The sequence below is a fragment of the Paenibacillus sp. FSL R7-0179 genome (genome assembly GCF_038002265.1).
GTDB lineage: Bacteria > Bacillota > Bacilli > Paenibacillales > Paenibacillaceae > Paenibacillus_AQ.
The window spans coordinates 204,684-222,372 of record NZ_JBBOCC010000002.1 but is presented as its reverse complement, the minus strand read 5'-3'; the positions used below and the strand labels follow the sequence as shown (position 1 = coordinate 222,372).

Below are 17,689 nucleotides of genomic sequence, written 5' to 3'. Positions count from 1 at the left end.
ATGGGCAAAAGAAAGGGGAAAGCCCCCTCCTTTGCCTCTGTGTATAGTGTTGTTGTATTACTTCGCGGAATGCTCTGCGTTATACTGGTCCTGCAATTCCTTGGTGATCTGCACCCCCGGACCCTCCGTCCAGGCATCAATTTCCTTCTGCACATCCTCCCAGGCTCCCTCGCCCAGCACATACTTCGTCATTACCGCACTCATTTTCTTATAGCTGTCCGGATTCTTGCTGGCATACTGTGAGTTGTAGCTGAGGAACGGATTCTCCACTCCGATTTTGCTGATCGTATCCAGAGTCGCCTTTTGCAGCGCCAGGATGTCCGGCTCCTTGGAGTTGGCGTATACATAAGGATCTGCGCGGTTCTCCAGGATGAAGTTGTTCGGCTTATCCAGCTCATACTGCTTCTTCTGCTCCTCGGTCTGCACGGCCATCCCATCCTTGAATTCACTGGAATGAATGCCTGTAACTCCCGCTTTGGAGAATGCGACATTCTCTTCGGAGGCGGTGAAATCCAGGAAGTCTACAATCTGCTGCACCTTATCCTCCGGCACGGAGCTTGGAACCGCCCACAGTCCGTAGTACCCGGAGAGTACAGAAGCGCCCTTCTGTCCGTTCGCGCCTTCAAGCACATCGACAATCGCGATTTCGGCCTTCGGGTCTGTCTGCTTCAGCTTCTCCACGTTGGTCTCCACAATATCACTGACATTCCCGACAAAAGCACCCGCAGTACCGGCCAGGAACTTACTCCGCGCCTGTCCCTGGTTCTTCAGCACCGGCGCATCCTTGTCGATCAGTCCCTTGCTCCACGAATCTCTCAGCCACTCCAGGAATGCCTTGTATTCCGGGGTCTGGAAATCACGGACCACCTTGTCTCCGTCCAGCTTCCACACATTTGGAATGCCGAAGGCATACTGAATGGGTTGAACACCGGAGAATGGTCCAGGGCTGTTCACACCATCTGAGCCGTAGATCGTGAACGGAATGGTTTTGCCGCCGCCGGCCGGGTCCTTCTCCTTGAAGACCTTCAGCGCATTCGTCAGCTCATCGATGGTCTTCGGAACAGGCAGACTATATTTGTCCAGCCAGTCCTTGCGGATCAGGATGTTCGCTTCACCACCGCCGTAGAGGCCGCGCGGCCGGGGAATCCCGTAGGATTTGCCGTCAATCTTGGCACCGTTCCAGACCACCTCATCAATCTGGCTGATATTTTTGGTCTTCTCAATATAAGGGGTCAGATCATGGAAGGCGCCCATCTTGACCAGGTTGTTGAACTTGTCATCCTTGCCGCCGTCCATCAGCAGCAGGTCATAGGAATCTCCGGCGGATACCGCCACAGACAATTTATCCGTATAAGCCTCAGAGGGTACAAAAGTAACGTTCAGATCGACATTGCCGCGCTTCTCCAGATCCTCCAGCGCTTTGTTGTTCGTCATCTCCGGCGGGTTGCCGAAGAGAATCGTCATCGCTTTAATGCTGGCCGGCTTGCTGGCCGCACCGCTTGGTGTACTGCCTTCCGGCGCTGCCGTGCTGCCTGCGGCTGAATTCTTATCTCCGGCGCAGCCCGCCAGTGTAGTTACCATCAACGCCGCTGAAGCTACAAGCGGTACAAGCTTTTTTGTAATATTCATTGTCATCCCCCATTTGCTTGTATTGATTGCGTTTACATCGTGCTTACACTTTGGATTATAGAAGACGCCGGAGCTTAAGAACATGCCGGATTCCAGCCAAAGTGTCACCATTTTTAAGATTTGCCGGGCCGCAGGTATCTCCATGTCCGCCAATGTACTATAATCTGTTTAGGATAGCCTGCCCGGTATCCGTAGTCCAAAACCCTTAACGGATGTGACTCTATGAATTCACCCTTTTTCAGCTTTTTGCGGCGGAGCTTCTATATTAAGATGATTGTGGTCATGTTCGCCATCTCGGTGGTTCCACTGATTGTGTTGTCCTTCATCTCTGTAAGCGTATCCAGTACAACAGTAGAGCAGCAGGTGAACCGCCTGAACGCCCAGCTCGTCAATCAGGTCGTGGACCGGATTGAATTAACCATGACCCGGCTGCGGGAGCTCAGCGAGCAATACTCCCGGATCTCGTCCATTCAGAGCGCGCTGGTCTCGCCGTCGGCTCAATATTTTGAGGAGGTGGTCCGCAAAAAGGATCTGATCTCCGTCCTCAGCGGCGCCTCCGCCATCATCGGGAATGTGGAGGGTCTGCAGGTCTATTCCGCCGTCACCGGAGAAGTCCTCTCCTCCACGGAAGCTCCTGCCATGCTGGAGGAGTCCCCGTACAGGCCGCTGATTGAAGCGTATCTGGCTTCGGGACGGCCGAATCTTTTTCTGGACAAGCACTCGATGCCTGAGCTGGCTATTCTTAATTCGTCTACCTATTATATCTCACGCGTTCCCTTCGATTTATATAAGGACCTGAAGGGCGTGCTGCTGATCTCCATGAGCAACAGCCAATACCAGCAGCAGATCGAGAATATTCAGCTTGGGAGCGAGGGCTCCATCTCCCTGCTGACTGAAGACGGCCTGACCATTGCCACGACCAGCAAGCTGGAGAAGCAGGAGGATACACAGCGGGTGCAGGAGATTCTGAAGCGCTGGAAGGAGCTGAAACACCCCGATCAGTTCGCGGCAGGCTCCTCCATAGTCTCTGTCAAACAGACCTCCACCTATGACAAGTGGATCGTACTCTCGGAGATTCCGTCCAAGGAGCTGACGGCCAGCGCCGAGATCATCCGCCGGACCGTCACTTATTTCCTGCTGATACTGGTCTGTCTGGGGGCGCTCTGTGTGGTCGGCTTCGGGTATCAGCTCTACCGGCCTCTGCAGGCTGTGAAGCGGCAGGTAGATGCTCTGAAAAAAGGGGATTTCGAGGCCAGGGTTACCCATTTCGCGAGTAATGAGATCGGGGATCTGGGCCGGATGCTCAATACCATGGCTGTCCGCATTCAGGATCTGCTGGCAGACCTGCATGATTCGGAGGACCTGAAGCGCAAACTGGAAATTCGGGCACTGCAGTCGCAGATCAACCCCCATTTTATGTACAATACCCTCAATACGATCCGTATGTTCGCCATGATGAAGGATTATGAGAAGATCAACTCCCTGATGGGACGGCTGGTGGCCTTGCTGCGGTATTCGATGGAGAATTTCGAGCAGACGGTGCGGCTCCAGCAGGAGCTTGATTATCTGGCGGATTATGTCGGGCTGCTGAATATGCGCTACAAATGCCAGATCCATCTGGAGGCTGAGATCGAGGAGCCGCTGCGGGGTATGATGATTCCGAAGCTGGGTCTGCAGCCGCTGATTGAGAACTCGGTATTCCACGGTATTCTCCCGCGCAAGGCACCGGAAGGGCATATCCGGGTGCGCGTATACAGAAGTCCCGGCGGAAGCCATATTATTGTACAAGTGGAGGACGACGGGATCGGTCTGGAAGAGGCTGAGCTGAAGAAGCTGCAGCTCCATCTCCAGCAGGAAGAGTCTGCCGAGAACATCGGACTGCAGAATGTATGGATGCGTATGAAGCTGCTGTTCGGGGCGGAGACACAAATCCTGCTCACAAGCGCTCCGGGCGAAGGCTTGACCATCCGCATGCTGCTGCCGTCCGGGAACGTTCTGATTAAGGAGGAACATCATGAATCACTATAGAGTTGTCCTTGTCGAGGATGAGATTCCGGCAAGAACCGTCTTCCGGCATTTCATTGAGGAGCGCGCAGACCTGTTCACCCTTGTCGGCGAAGCCGAGGATGGCCGGGACGGACTGGAGCTGTTCCTGAAGCATAAGCCGGAGCTGATTGTCACCGACATTACGATGCCGGGCATGGACGGGCTGGAGATGCTGCGCGAGATTGAACGGAGCGGGGTCCGTGCGCCGCAGATCATTATCCTGACCTGCCATCAGGACTTCCACTATGCCCAGCAGGCCATTCATCTGAAGGCAGCCTCCTATCTGATTAAGGATGACTGCCTCTCCGATCCGGGCCTGTTGACCCGGACGATGGAGGAGCTGGCGGTCCTGGCGGATTCACGCGGCGAGACGAGGGACAATTATCTGCAGCTGGAGCAGCAGGTCCGTCTGAGCGAGGTCGAGATCGAGCAGAGCCTGTTCCTGGACATGCTGCGCAGCCCGGCGGCCGAAGCCAAATGGCTGCGCAGTCTTGCAGACGCGCAGCTTCCGCTTCACGGCCAGGGCTTCATGACCCTGCTGCTGGAGCTGGACCGCAACTCCTTGCGCTTCCCGATCGACCAGCTGGAGGAGCTGAAGCTGTGGCAATTCGCCGGGGTCAACGTGCTGAAGGAGCTGCTCGGCAGCATAGGCCCGCATAAGGTTATTGCCCTCGACAAAGGGCGATTCCTGGCCCTGTATACCGACAGCATGAAGACGGAGAGACCCCGCTTCCTGGAGCAGGTGCTGGAATCCCTGGCCGCGAATCTCCGGATGAACTGCATCGCCTTGCTGTGCAGCTTCGACCAGGGACTGGAGGAGCGGCCGGAGGCGCTGAAGCGGCTGGCTTCAGCGCCGTATCCGTTCTTTTACCGCTGCAATGAGCTTATCAGTATCGGGGAGTGGGGTCAGCTCTCCAGCTTCCAGCGGATTCCTGAGCCGCAGAGCCGCTTCTGGAGCAAGGTGCTGAAGAAAGCGCTGCTGGAGCCCCATCTCAGCACGGCGGCTCTGGAGCAGGAGCGCCAGTCCCTGCACCGTCAAGCCATGGAGCAAGCCTGGGACCCGGAGCAGATTAAGTCCCTGTACCTGCGGGTCTTCCTGGATATGAGCCATAACGTCATTGGGGCGGAAGGCGGGGCGGACCTCGAAGCAGAGCTGCGTGTACAAATCGAGCTGTGCCAGACGTTCAACTCCGTACATGAGATCACCTGCGATTATTTCCGCAAGCTTCAGCAGCTTCAAGAGGGCGGCCGGAAGATCGATGCCTCCATCACACGTATCATTCAGCAGATGCGCGAGGATCTCAGCTATCCCTACAAGCTGGAGGAGCTGGCGGCTTCAATCAATTACAGCGTGCCTTACTTCAGCTCCATGTTCAAAAAGGCCGTCGGCGAGAGCTTTGTCCAATATCTGACCCGCCTGAGGATCGAACAGGCCAAGCTGCTGCTGCTCACCACCGACCACAAAACCTTCGAAATCTCCGAATCCATCGGGTTCGAGAATTACCGTTCCTTCAACCGCATCTTCAAGAAGGAGACTGGCGTCTCCCCCTCCGATTACCGCCGGCAGGGGGCTCAAAGCATATAAATTCAGGAACTAAACTGTGAGGGCAGCATGGATACTCTTCAGCCCATTGTAGCGATTTTTCGATTACATTTGGCCTGCGCGCCGCCCCCGGTCCCATTGTAGTCGGTTTTTCGATTACATTTAGACTTCGCGCCGCCCCCGGTCCCATTGTAGTCGGTTTTTCGATTACATTTGGCCTACGCGCCGCCTTCCGTCCCATTGTAGTCGGTTTTTCGATTACATTGGGGACGTGTGTCGTCCGCTCCAGCCAATTGTGTCCGGTTTACCGTAAACAACCCCCGCCTTCACCGGAAATCCGGTGAGGACGGGGGTTGCTCTTATTAACCTGTAATCCATCAGGAACGGCGGTTCACGAACATCAGCATAAGCATGGAAATCACAATGATCGAGCCGACCCACATCCAGGCCAGCGTCATGTTGCCGCCGTCCACCGCTACATAAATCGCGGTAGGCACAGTCTGGGTGCGGCCCGGAATATTACCCGCCACCATAATCGTCGCTCCGAATTCACCCAGTCCGCGGGCGAAGCCGAGGACATATCCGGCAGCCAGCGAACGGCTGGCCAGCGGTAGAGTTACATAGCGCAGCACCTGAAGCTCGCTGGCTCCCTGCGCCCGCGCTGCATCCTCAAGGTCCTTCTCTACCCCCTCGAAGCCTGCCTTAACCGTGCGGTATACCAGCGGAAAAGCCACTACCACTGCGGCAATTACCGCTGCCCCCCAGGTAAATAGAATCGTCTGCTCCGTAAACTGTTCATACAGCCTGCCGATCCAGCTGCGCCGCCCGAGGACCACCAGCAGGACGAAGCCGACTACGGTCGGCGGCAGCACCAGCGGCAGCAGCAGGACCGTTTCGACCAGGCTGTGTCCGAAGAACCGGCGTCCCGCCATCCTCCGGGCAGCCAGCGTGGCCAACAGGAATACGATCACACTGGTTAATACCGCAATCTTGATGGACAGCCAGACCGGGGCGAAAAAGTCGGTCCAATTGATCTCCATCTCTTTTCACCCTATCTTAATGGTAGTTAGTTATTTAGCCAATTGAAAGCCGTAGCCTGTAAAGACCGAGCTTGCAGAAGCAGTCTGCACATAGCTGTAGAAGGCTTTGGCCTCTGCCTGATGCGACGAATCTGCGACAATGCCCACCGGATAGTTAATCGCCTTGTGTACATGACCACCCACCGTCAGGGCAATCTTCACCTTCTTCGAGGTTAACGCGTCTGTCTTGTAGACGAACCCTGCATCTGCATTGCCTGTCTCCACATAAGACAGCACCTGACGGACATCCTTGGCGAAGACTAGCTTGCTTTGCAGCGTATCCCATACCTTCTTCGCGGTCAAGGACTGCTGGGCATATTGTCCGGCCGGAACCGATTCCGGCTGGCCCACGGCTACTTTTTTGAAGGCTGGAGCGGTAAGGTCAGTAATGGTTGTAAGCTTCGTATTCGAATCGGAAGGAACCACGACGACCAGTTGATTCTTCAGCAGCGCCTTATGGTCTGTGATCAGCCCTTTGTCCACCAGCGCATTCATCTGCTTATCGCCTGCCGAGAAGAACAAATCCGCCGGAGCTCCCTGCTCGATCTGCTTCTGCAGTGTACCGGACGCGCCATAATTGAATACCAGCTTAACATCCGGATGCTGCTTCTCATACTGCACGGCAATCTTGTCCAGACTATCCTGGAGACTTGCCGCTGCGGAGACAACAATCTCCGTCTTCTTCACTGCCGCCTCCACATCACCTGCTGATCCCGCCGACACGCCCGCCACCATAAGCAGCACCAATAATCCCGCTATCCACTTCTTCAGCACACTCCATACCTCCCAATCGCTATTTCGTATATTTTGAACATATTCTAGCAAGTTAAATCGAATTATACAATATATTTGATTATGTTTGTATATATTTAGTTATGATTAGTATCAAAATCAGGGTTTTCCCTCGTCCGCACAACAAAAAAACCCGCCCTACGTATAGGGAAGAGGCCTGTTCTATGTCTATCGTAATCATCTTCTCACCAGTTCCAGTTATTCGACGTTGAAAGCTACCTTGAAGCTTCCCTTGGTATCTTCACCCTTGATTTCAATCCGGTATTTCCCGTCCTTCCCGGCTTTCACCTTCTCAGTACCGGATTCATTGGTTGCCAGTTCAGTAAGCACCTGATTATCCGGTCCGTATAACTTCATAGACAGCTGGCCTTCTTCCACCTTGGATTTATAATCAATGCTGATCGTTTCGCCGCTTTTCATACTCAGCTTCTCCGCATCCTGCCTGTTCAAAGTGAGATGGCGGCAGAACCGGTATAATTCATCCCTATACCTGACAATGAGAAGCTCAAGATGCTCTTGTTGGCCGGACTTGCATCCTTCAACGAGCTGTTTGTCGGTCATCATCTGTTCCCCGCCGCCCTTTCAACCTACATTACGAAGAATATTGGATATTGTTCGAAAATTCACAAAGTTATTTTCGGGAAAAGTAAGGCTTCGGTTCCCGGAACGCTGAGAAACGAAGCTCCTATTCGAAAACCACGTTGGGCTATTGCCCAACTGAGGATTAGCAGTGGCCCGAGGATGGGACATGGGATGATGGCTGAATTGTATTTAGTACAACTAAAACTTCCGATTTCCAACCATTTCGACGTTTAGTTGTATTTTGTACATTAAATAGCAACCTTCTGCCGGTTTTCACCTCATTGGGCAGATTTAGTTGTACCGAATACAGTTAAAAGAAAATTTCATACCTTTTTCCTGTTTTTAAGTGTATATTCTGCAACTATCCCTACTCCCTCCTATTCAAATAGAACAAACTCCCCCTAACAGGTGGGACATGCCCGTGCCTTCCTTCATGATAACATTTCATTAAATAATCCCCCTCAAAATAAAGAGCCATCCCAACAGCCATTGATATGGCTTGGGACAGCTCTTGATAAGATCTTAATTTCAGTTCTTCATCCGCGGGTCCAGCACATCCCGCAGGCCGTCGCCCATCAGGTTGAAGCCGAGGACGGTCAGCATGATGGACAGGCCCGGGAAGACTACGGTCCAGGGGGCCTTCTGGATAAACTGGCGGGAGTCGGAGAGCATCTTGCCCCACTCCGGGTCCGGCGGCTGGGCGCCGAGTCCAAGGAAGCCCAGGGCTGCGGCTTCAATGATGGCTGTAGCGATGCCAAGGGTGCCTTGGACAATGATCGGCGTCAGGCTGTTCGGCAGAATATGGCTGAACAGAATCCGCCCGTTCTTCATCCCGATCGCCCTGGCCGCCGTGATATACTCCTCGTTCTTCAGGCTCAGCACCTTGGCCCGGACCAGCCGGCCATAGGTCGGAATGTTGACGATGGCAATCGCGTAGAGCGCATTCTGCAAGGAAGGCCCCAGAATAGCTACAATCGCGATAGCCAGCAGAATACTCGGAAAAGCCAGCAAAATGTCAAACAGACGGGAGATGATCATATCCAGCCATTTGCCGTAGTATCCGGCGAGGATGCCCAGCGCGGTGCCGACAATGATCGAGCCGATGACGGAGAAGAATCCCACCCAGAGTGAAATCCGCGCCCCGTAGATCACCCGGGTGAACAGATCCCGCCCCAGATCATCCGTACCGAACCAATGCTCCGCCGACGGAGGCTTCAGGCGGTTCACCAGCTGCTGAGCCTTGAAATCATACGGGGCGATCCACGGCGCGAGCAGCGCAATCAGTACGAAGAACAGAATAATGCCAAGCCCGGCCATAGCCGTCTTGTTCTTGCGGAAGGCCTTCCACGCATCACGCCAGGGGCCGGAGGCTTGATCCGCCGGAGCCTTAGGAGGTGGAGCCTGTAGTGCTGCCTGTCCCATAGCTGCTCCCCCTCACTTGTAATTGATGCGCGGATCGATAGCGGCATACAGCAGATCCACCAGCAGATTGATGACCACAAAGATAAAGGCAATAATCAGAATCCCCGTCTGAATTACCGGATAATCCCGCGAGCTGATCGCTTCGAAGATATAACGCCCCACCCCGGGCCAGGCGAAAATCGTCTCGGTCAGCACCGCCCCTCCGAGCAGTGCCCCCGTCTGCAGGCCGATTACCGTCAGCACCGGAATGAGTGCATTCTTCAGCGCATGCTTGTAGACCACGAGGAACTGCGACATACCCTTGGCCTTGGCTGTACGGATATAATCGGAATTCATTACTTCCAGCATACTGGAGCGGGTCATCCGGGCAATGATCGCCATCGGAATCGTGCCAAGCGCAATACTCGGCAGAATGAGATGCTTAATGACCGTCCACAGCTGGTCCCACTGCCCGGCCAGAATTGTATCCAGTACGTACAGGTTGGTTATCGTCTCCACCGGATTGCGCTGGTCCATCCTGCCGATGGACGGCAGCCAGTGCAGCTTCAGTGCGAAGAGCAGCTGCTCCATCAGCCCCAGCCAGAAGATCGGCATCGATACCCCAATGAGCGCGATGATCATCGCCGTATAGTCGAACCAGGAGTTCTGCCTCCAGGCACTGAGGATACCGGCGTTCACTCCGACAAAGGTTGCGAACAGCATACTGGCAGCCGTCAGCTCCAGCGTAGCGGCCAGATATGGTACGATTTCCTTGGCAATCGGCGTTTTGGTGCGGATCGAAGTCCCGAGGTCCCCCCGGGCCAAATCACCCATGTAGTTAAAATATTGCTGCAGCCAGGGCTTGTCGAGGCCAAGCTGGTTACGCAGCGCCTGCTTGGATTGCTCTGTCGCCTTCTGGCCGAGAATCGTCTCGGCCGGATCACCCGGAATCGCATGGATGATGGAGAAGACGATCAAGGTCATGCCGATCAGCACCGGGAACAGCACCATCACACGTTTTATGAGGTAAGAGTTCAATTCCGTTCACCTTCCAAAGGTGTATTTATTCAAAATAAATCTCACTGTAATACTCTGTACCTGTCGGTCCGGGCACGAAGCCCTTCAGATTGGCCTTGCCGGCCAGCAGCGGTGTGGTATGAACCAGCGGAATCCATGGCGCATCGGCTTTGATAATCTCCTGAGCCTGCTTGTACAGCTCGGTGCGCTTGCCCTGGTCTGTCTCCTTCTGGGCGCCGGTCAGGAGTGTATGCAATTCTTCATTCACATAAAAGGCACGGTTATTGCCGGGAATAGCATCCTTGTCCAGCAGGGTGTACAGGAAGTTGTCCGGGTCGCCGTTATCGCCGGTCCAGCCGAGCATGAAGATATCATCCTTCTCCCCGGCCTTGGTGTCATCGAGATAAGTGGCCCATTCCGGGGACTCGATCACGGTCTTGACCCCGATCTTCTCCCACTCCGCTTGAATCGCTTCGGCTACCTTCTTGCCGTCAGGCATATAAGGACGGGATACAGGCATTGCGTACAGGGTCACCGGGTCAGGCAGTCCGTCAGGATAGCCCGCTTCGGCCAGCAAGGCTTTGGCTTTGTCCAGATCATACTCATAATCCTTCACGCTGTCGTTATAGCCCCATAGGGAAGGCGGCATAGGATTGACCGCAGCCTGGGCCTGGCCGGCGAAGAATGCATCGATAATCTCCTGCTTGTTGACCGCATGGCTGAGTGCCTGTCTGACCTTCACATTGTCGAACGGCTTCTTCTTGAAGTTGAAGCCGAGGTAAGCCACATTGAACGGCGGGCGCTCAATCTTGGTCAGAGCACTGTTACTCTCGAGCGTGGACAAGTCATCAGGGCTGAGGTCTTCCATCAGGTCGATTTCCCCGTTTTGCAGCGCCGTGAAGCGGGCCGAGTTGTCCGGGATCGAGCGCACGATGACTTTGTTCAGCTTGGGAAGCCCTTCCTTCCAGTAGGCGGTATTCTTGTCCAGCGTGATGGAATCATTGCGCTTCCACTCCCTGAACACGAACGGGCCTGTTCCTACCGGCTCATTCTTGAAATTCTCCTTCTTCTCCTTAATCGCAGCAGGACTGGCAATCCCGAAGGTCGTCATGGCGATATTCTGCAGGAACGGCGCCTGCGGCTGGTTCAGTACAAATTGAACCGTCGACTCGTCCACCGCCTTCACTTCCTTAATCACCCGCGACCCGTCCGGGCCAAACATGGAGTCATAATAGTCGAAAGAATCGCCTTCGAATTTGTATTCACTGGCCGGATCACTCCAGCGCTGGAAATTGAACACAACGGCCTCGGCGTTGAAATCGGTTCCGTCATGAAACTTCACGCCGGGATGCAGCTTGAAGGTGTAGCTCAGCCCGTCCGGCGTTACTTCCCAGCTATCGGCAAGTGAGGCCTGGACTTCGGAGGTGCCGGGCTTATATTCGAGCAGCGAATCGAAGACCTGATGGGCAATCTTCAGCGACTCCCCGTCCGTCACAATCGCCGGGTCCAGGGAAGCCGAGTCGCCCCCGCGCCCCAGAATCAGGGTATCCTGCGCTGTCCCGGATGTCTCCGGCGAGCTTGCCGGAGCATTCGTTGCCGCCGTATTCCCTCCGGTATTTCCAGTGTTACCTGCGTTGCCTGTGTTATTCCCTCCGCCGCAGCCGCTGAGCGCGAGCCCCGCGCCAAGCATCAGTACCAATGCGAGATTACCCCATTTCTTCATCTCCAGAAAGCTCCCTTCTTTCATTGAAATATCAAAGTGTTTATATAGAGCGGTGCAGGTAGCACAGCTATAAACCAAGGTTCTTCTGTATATGGCTCTAAGATGCAAGCAGATCAGGCAAGCGGTGTATTGGCTTCTTCATCATAGAGATGGCAGGCTGTGAAATGTCCGGCTTCTGTCTCCAGCAGCGGAGGTCTGGCCACCCGGCACCGCTCCATCACGCGCGGACAGCGCGTGTTAAATGCACATCCGACTGGCGCATTGGCCGGACTCGGGACCTCTCCCTGCAGAATGACCCGCTCCTTGCGGATATCGGGATCAGGTTCAGGAACCGCAGAGAGCAGAGCCTGCGTATAAGGATGCTGCGGCCGGGTATATAGCGTATGCTTGTCCGTAATTTCGACAATCCGCCCCAGGTACATTACGGCTACCCGGTCGCAGATATGCTTCACTACACTAAGATCATGGGCGATAAATATGTAAGTTAAGCCGAATTCCCGCTGCAAATCCTGCATCAGGTTAATGACCTGGGACTGGATTGATACATCCAGCGCAGAGACAGGTTCATCTGCGATAATCAGCTTCGGATGGAGTGCCAGCGCTCTGGCAATGCCGATCCGCTGGCGTTGTCCGCCCGAGAACTGGTGAGGGTAACGCTGCAAATGCGCCCTGGACAATCCGACTACATCCGCCAGCCGCTCCACCTCTGCCTTACGCTGCCTGGCATCGCCGGTGGCGTGTACAATCATCGGCTCTTCGAGAATACGCTGCACAGTATGGCGCGGGTCCAGAGAGGAGAACGGGTCCTGGAAGACAATCTGCATTTCCCGGCGCTGCTTCCGCATCTCCTCGGCAGACAGCTTCGTAAGCTCCTGCCCTTCGAACCAGATCTCACCCGCTGTCGGCTCAATCAGCCGGAGCAGCGCGCGGCCGGTAGTTGATTTGCCGCAGCCGCTCTCCCCAACCAGACCGAAGGTCTCGCCCTTGCTCACAGCGAAGGAGATATCATCCACAGCCTTCACACTGCCGCCCTCCCGGCTGAAGAAGCCCTTGTTCAGCGGATAATACTTCCGGAGTCCCTTGACCTCAAGCAGGCTCTCACTCATACCGCATCCTCCTGTGGACTGTCATGCAGCCAGCATCTGCAGCTGTGCTGTTCCTCTTGCCGTGTCAGCCCCGGAAGGCTCTGCATGCAGAGCTCCATGACTTCCGGGCAACGCGGTGCGAACCGGCAGCCCTGCATATCTGTGCTGAGAACCGGCACATTACCCGGAATGGAGTAGAGACGTTCCTTAGCTTCATCCATCCGGGGGACGGAGGCAATCAGTCCTCTTGTATACGGATGCAGCGGATTTTTGAAGATATCATGAACACTGCCTTCCTCTACCACCTTACCGGCATACATCACAGCCACACGGTGGCACATCTCGGCCACTACGCCAAGATCATGGGTAATCAGCATGACAGCAGTGCCTTGCTCCTCATTCAACTGACGAATCAGCTCCAGAATCTGGGCCTGAATGGTTACATCCAGCGCGGTTGTCGGTTCATCGGCAATCAGCAGCTCCGGGCTGCAGGAGATCGACATGGCAATCATAACACGCTGGCGCATGCCTCCCGAGAGCTGATGCGGGTACTCGTCGATGATCGCTTCCGGCCGGGGGATTCCAACCTTGCGCAGCATATCGACCGCATGCTCCCGGGCTTCCTTCCTGGAGAGGCCGCGGTGCAGGCGTACTGTCTCCATAATCTGCTGTCCAACTGTGAATAAGGGATTCAGCGAGGTCATCGGCTCCTGAAAGATCATGGAGACCGAATCTCCCCGGATCTTACGCATCTCCTTCTCCTTCAGCGGGACAATATCGCGGCCTTTCAGCAGGATACGTCCGTCTACAATTCTTCCCGGGGGGCTTGGGACCAGCTTCAGGATAGACAGGGAGGTGACGCTCTTGCCGCAGCCCGATTCGCCCACTACGCCCAGAACCTCGCCCGGATTAATATAGAGATCAACACCATCCACTGCGGGAACCTCACCGCGGCCCGTAAAAAAGTGGGTATGCAGGTTTTCAATGCTCAGAATCGGCTGGATCAAGTCTCTCCCTCTTTTCTGTTAAAAATTGAACGAAGGTCAAATGACTAGTCAGGAAAACTATTCAAAAAGCAGGAAAACTATTTAAAAAGTTAGATATATTAACTATTACCTAACACAACAAGTAATGTAATTAACTTTAAATGCATATTACTGTTATTTAATGTATAACATTACTATGGATATCCTATCTAAGCAAGGGAAATTTGTGCATATAACTAACCCTATGAATTTTATATGAATATATCAGAGCATAAAAATCCGGGGAAAATATATCTATCGTTATTTGTACAGCGACAGCCACTTCTCCAGCTGATGCTTCAGCACATCCCGGTAGTACAGCGGCTCCATAATCTCAGCCTCTTCCTTGTATTTCATAATCCAATGGACGAAGCCGATGTCCTGCTCCACAGCGACCTTGAAATGCAGGCTGCGGTTCTGGCGGTCCACTTTGCTCGGCTTGACAAACATGTCCTCCTGCTTCAGCCGTTCCATCATCCGCTGCGAGAATTTGACTCTGAATTCAACCTGCAGGCTGTCCTGCTCCAGGGACCACTTCTGTTCCATGAAGGACTGCAGATCGAACTTATCTTTGGAGAACCACCTGTCCAGCGGATTCACACTGGAGAAGCCGTTAATATGAAAGGTACGGATGATCCCGAAACGGTGACAGAAACCAATCAGGTGAAAACGATTCTCTAGCGGGACCAGACAATAAGGATCAATTCGGATACCTTTTTCTTCATAGGCATTCTCACTATAGTCGGCCTGTATGCTTCTCTGCTTCATCACGGCATCCAGAATGTCGGTCAGAAAGAGGGGCTGGTCTCCCTGAGATCTGCTATTTTCCGTCCAGTTTGGTCCGGCTTCTTTTTTCGTATGCTCCATTGTTTCTTCCCTTTCTGCCTTTTGCTTATAATCTGCCGCCATCACTTTCTCGTATGCATCTTCAAAGCCCGGGGGCAGCAAAGGTTTGATCTCCGCCATAATACTGCGCAACTGTGAAAAAGCCTCTTCTTCCTCTTCTGACCAATCCAAGGGGTACAGCGCGAAATTCCCGATAAAAGCATACCCCTTGCCATGTCCCATATGAGTAATGGGGATATGCATGGCACTGAGCGCATCCATATCCCGATAAATCGTTCTCTCGCTGTTGCCGCATCGTTCCGCCAGCTCACGGGCCAGAATTCCCGGTTTGGCTTGAACTAGCGTAATGATGCGCATCAGCCGGATCAATCGGTCTGTCATATTCAGTTCTCCTTGACTTATGGTAAAATAGACCCATTATTTTTAAATAAACTAGTTATATATATCTATAACCAAGGATGTAATAACCGAGATAAGAAAATATAATAGAACTATTTTACTATGTCACCACATTTAGATATTACGCATTTCTTTATCTGCTCCGCCGGGTGTGATTCTATATTTGAGCCCTATGTATGGGTAATTCCTATTCTATCTACGCAGCTTCCCTGCAATTATCTCATTCCGGTCCTGCTAAGCGGCAGATTCTCCACCTCCAGTCTTTTATACAGCGCTTCCGCTTCTCTGAGCAGCTGCATATCCCCGGAGCGGGCAGACATCAGCAGTAACTGATCCGCCTGCCTGCGAAGAATATCTGCGGGTACCTCCGGCTTGTTCTTCATCCGGGCCTCCTGGGCCTCCGCGATTAGCGCCTCTGTCTGCAGCAGCGCCAGATGCTTCTCCACATGAAAGCAGGAGCGGGCCCCCAGCAGGTCGGTATGATGGGAATATTCGATTCCCAGCTTCTTGAGCGGCAGCTCGCGGATACGCTCCACCGTAGGCTGCTTGTATTGCCATTGCAGCCAGAGGGCTTCATGTATGCCTGCAGGCATACCTGCCATCATGAATTCCAGGGCAATGTACCTGCGCTGTCCGGAATGGATTTTGCCAAGCTTCAGGAGCAGTGATCTTCCCTCTCCTTCTTCTGCACTACACCCGTAACATCCTGTTACCTTGACATGACTTTCGAGCCAGACACGCAGCTCAATATCCCGGGCTACCACCTTGCGGCTCTTCTTGCGGAACTCCTCGCCTTGTAGCGCTCCTTTCCACTCCACGAGCAGCACTACTTTCTTGGCACCGCCCGCCAAAATACGCTCCTGGCTCCATGTAAACAACGTCTGAATACTTGCTTGCATATTTCCACCTCTTTCTTATTTTGGGTCTTCTATTAATGTACCAATATTGGCGGACAACTCCTTGTCATGGAATGTATGTTCGGTCCTATAATATCGACAAAAAAAGAGCCAACCTCCCCCTAAAGGGGATTGCCTCTTTACGAAAGTCTATCCTTTTGTCAAAATATGACGAACAAAGTTTTACGCATTACATCAATCTGACCCGTCTGCCCGCCTTCTCATGCCGGAAGAACAGGCCAAGGGCCCAGGTTGCACACAGCAATGCGAACAGGAAGAACAGAAGTGACCACACCGGAGCCGGTAAAATGGTTAATCTGGACAGATTCGCTGCATCCCCTGCACGGGCAGGCGTCACGACGGAAGCATAGACCAGGAATACGGTCCCCATCACAGACTCCTCCAGGGTCAGAAACGCAAGAAACAGGTAGTACACCTTGCTGACCTTCGGCCAGAGGAACAGCATTGCAGCATTCAGCAGAATGAAGCCGCTCAGCCAGATCATCCCGAAGCCGCCCCGCACATACAGCACCAGCATAATTAGTGCGACCAGGCTGGCCAGAACCAGCCCCCATTCCCGTTTATCTCTACTATAGAAATAGAAGAGCAGCAACGCGAACAGTGAAGCCAGAGGATACCCCGCCAGCGACACCAGGATCGCCTTGCCTCCGGCAGCTATTGCCGAATAGGTCACACCGCTGTGATCCGAATACAGCTCAATGCGCAGCACATTGCCGGAGAGCAGCAGGGTCATCAGCGCGTGGCCGAATTCATGGAACATGGTATCCAGATTACGGAATAAGGAGGAGAACGGAATAAACCGGGTTAACAGGGCGGAGCCTGCCAGGAACAACAGTGTTTTGAGCCATCTATTCATTGAATACAGCCCCTTTCCGTTCACAGTATACGTTAATTTGCAGCGACACTCAATATCGCGGGAACCATCCCTGGCTTAACGCTGTATTACCTGTATGGTTCTCTGTATGGTTCTCTTTATGGACCTGAAGGGTAATTATGCCTACAGCCTTTCAGGTTGTCCAAACGGCAAGCAGCTATGATAAAATAGGAAGACAATTAGCTCTAACAGGTGGTGATCAGTTGATGAAAAGACAGGTAACTGAAGTGATGCTGAAGCTGCTGGGTTCGTCCCTGCTTCTGCTTGGCCTTATTCTCACTTGGCCTGCCCCCGAGGCAAAGGCCAATTATCTGAATGATATATACAATGGAATCCAGAGCTTCTCGGAGCTGCCCGGAGAGGTCAGCAAGCTGCAGGAGAGCTACCGGAAGACTGCCGAGGAGCTTCAGCAGACGAAGGAGGATCTCGGAGAAGCGGTAGACGAGCTGGGGCAGACCAAGGAGCAGCTGACGGACAGCCTGCAGCAAATGCAGACGTATCAATCCCAGAACGCTGCCCTGCAGGAGCAGAACCGCCAGCTTAGCCAGGTCGTGGACGAGCTGAAGAATGACCGGACAGCGAGAGAGAACTACTTCAACCGGATCAAGGTGACGGTCATCTCCGGGATTGCTCTTCTTCTCGGCTACTTCCTGCTGATCCGGGTGCTGCGCTTCACAATGCGCCACCGCTCCAGAAGAAGTGACCGGCTGCGTTAAGGAGGATGAATGAAG

The 17,689-nt window shown here is 53.7% G+C and carries 15 protein-coding genes; 3 read left to right on the top strand and 12 right to left on the bottom strand.

What is annotated here, in order from left to right:
- Positions 1 to 57: 57 nt before the first annotated feature.
- A complete protein-coding gene (locus MKX63_RS17740) occupies positions 58 to 1,629 on the bottom strand; it encodes an extracellular solute-binding protein (RefSeq protein ID WP_341018947.1) in 1,572 nt (523 codons plus the stop codon).
- Between the two features lie 222 nt (positions 1,630 to 1,851).
- Between MKX63_RS17740 and MKX63_RS17735 the strand changes: the two genes are divergently transcribed.
- Together MKX63_RS17735 and MKX63_RS17730 are read left to right on the top strand one after the other, a co-directional pair.
- Positions 1,852 to 3,657 carry a sensor histidine kinase gene (locus MKX63_RS17735; protein WP_341018945.1) on the top strand — a complete coding sequence of 602 codons (1,806 nt, stop codon included), beginning with the start codon at positions 1,852 to 1,854 and terminating at the stop codon, positions 3,655 to 3,657.
- Positions 3,644 to 5,260, top strand: a complete 1,617-nt coding sequence (locus MKX63_RS17730) for a helix-turn-helix domain-containing protein (protein ID WP_341018944.1) — start codon at positions 3,644 to 3,646, stop codon at positions 5,258 to 5,260. Before MKX63_RS17735 ends, MKX63_RS17730 begins: the two co-directional genes overlap by 14 nt.
- Positions 5,261 to 5,595: 335 nt before the next feature.
- On the opposite strand, the gene modB is transcribed toward MKX63_RS17730, so the two are convergent.
- The 11 genes from modB to MKX63_RS17675 all read right to left on the bottom strand — a co-directional run bounded on the left by modB (position 5,596) and on the right by MKX63_RS17675 (position 16,940).
- Positions 5,596 to 6,258, bottom strand: coding sequence for a molybdate ABC transporter permease subunit (gene modB, locus MKX63_RS17725; protein ID WP_341018942.1), 663 nt, complete (start codon positions 6,256 to 6,258; stop codon positions 5,596 to 5,598).
- 30 nt (positions 6,259 to 6,288) lie between these two features.
- Positions 6,289 to 7,032, bottom strand: coding sequence for a molybdate ABC transporter substrate-binding protein (modA, locus tag MKX63_RS17720; RefSeq protein WP_341023085.1), 744 nt, complete (start codon positions 7,030 to 7,032; stop codon positions 6,289 to 6,291).
- Positions 7,033 to 7,287: 255 nt separating this feature from the next.
- Entirely contained in the window at positions 7,288 to 7,653 is a 366-nt protein-coding gene (locus MKX63_RS17715; protein WP_341018940.1) for an RNA polymerase sigma factor, read from the bottom strand.
- 546 nt (positions 7,654 to 8,199) lie between these two features.
- A complete protein-coding gene (gene nikC / locus MKX63_RS17710) occupies positions 8,200 to 9,093 on the bottom strand; it encodes a nickel transporter permease (protein WP_341018939.1) in 894 nt (297 codons plus the stop codon).
- A 12-nt stretch (positions 9,094 to 9,105) separates the two neighbouring features.
- Positions 9,106 to 10,110 carry an ABC transporter permease gene (locus MKX63_RS17705; RefSeq protein ID WP_341018937.1) on the bottom strand — a complete coding sequence of 335 codons (1,005 nt, stop codon included), beginning with the start codon at positions 10,108 to 10,110 and terminating at the stop codon, positions 9,106 to 9,108.
- Positions 10,111 to 10,135: 25 nt separating this feature from the next.
- Positions 10,136 to 11,812 (bottom strand): ABC transporter substrate-binding protein, encoded by a 1,677-nt coding sequence (locus tag MKX63_RS17700; protein ID WP_341018935.1) that lies wholly within the window; start codon positions 11,810 to 11,812, stop codon positions 10,136 to 10,138.
- A 113-nt stretch (positions 11,813 to 11,925) separates the two neighbouring features.
- Complete coding sequence (locus tag MKX63_RS17695) at positions 11,926 to 12,918, bottom strand: ABC transporter ATP-binding protein (protein ID WP_341018932.1); 993 nt, start codon at positions 12,916 to 12,918, stop codon at positions 11,926 to 11,928.
- Positions 12,915 to 13,904: an ABC transporter ATP-binding protein gene (locus MKX63_RS17690; RefSeq protein ID WP_341018930.1), complete on the bottom strand. Its 990-nt coding sequence runs from the start codon at positions 13,902 to 13,904 to the stop codon at positions 12,915 to 12,917. The genes MKX63_RS17695 and MKX63_RS17690 overlap by 4 nt, the downstream gene beginning before the upstream one ends.
- Before the next feature lie 279 nt (positions 13,905 to 14,183).
- Positions 14,184 to 15,149 carry a helix-turn-helix transcriptional regulator gene (locus MKX63_RS17685; RefSeq protein WP_341018928.1) on the bottom strand — a complete coding sequence of 322 codons (966 nt, stop codon included), beginning with the start codon at positions 15,147 to 15,149 and terminating at the stop codon, positions 14,184 to 14,186.
- A 233-nt stretch (positions 15,150 to 15,382) separates the two neighbouring features.
- Positions 15,383 to 16,066 (bottom strand): hypothetical protein, encoded by a 684-nt coding sequence (locus tag MKX63_RS17680; protein WP_341018926.1) that lies wholly within the window; start codon positions 16,064 to 16,066, stop codon positions 15,383 to 15,385.
- Between the two features lie 187 nt (positions 16,067 to 16,253).
- Positions 16,254 to 16,940 carry a M50 family metallopeptidase gene (locus tag MKX63_RS17675; protein WP_341018924.1) on the bottom strand — a complete coding sequence of 229 codons (687 nt, stop codon included), beginning with the start codon at positions 16,938 to 16,940 and terminating at the stop codon, positions 16,254 to 16,256.
- Between the two features lie 221 nt (positions 16,941 to 17,161).
- On the opposite strand from MKX63_RS17675, the gene MKX63_RS17670 reads away from it, so the two are divergent.
- Positions 17,162 to 17,674 (top strand): hypothetical protein, encoded by a 513-nt coding sequence (locus tag MKX63_RS17670; protein ID WP_341018922.1) that lies wholly within the window; start codon positions 17,162 to 17,164, stop codon positions 17,672 to 17,674.
- The last annotated feature ends 15 nt before the right edge of the window (positions 17,675 to 17,689 follow it).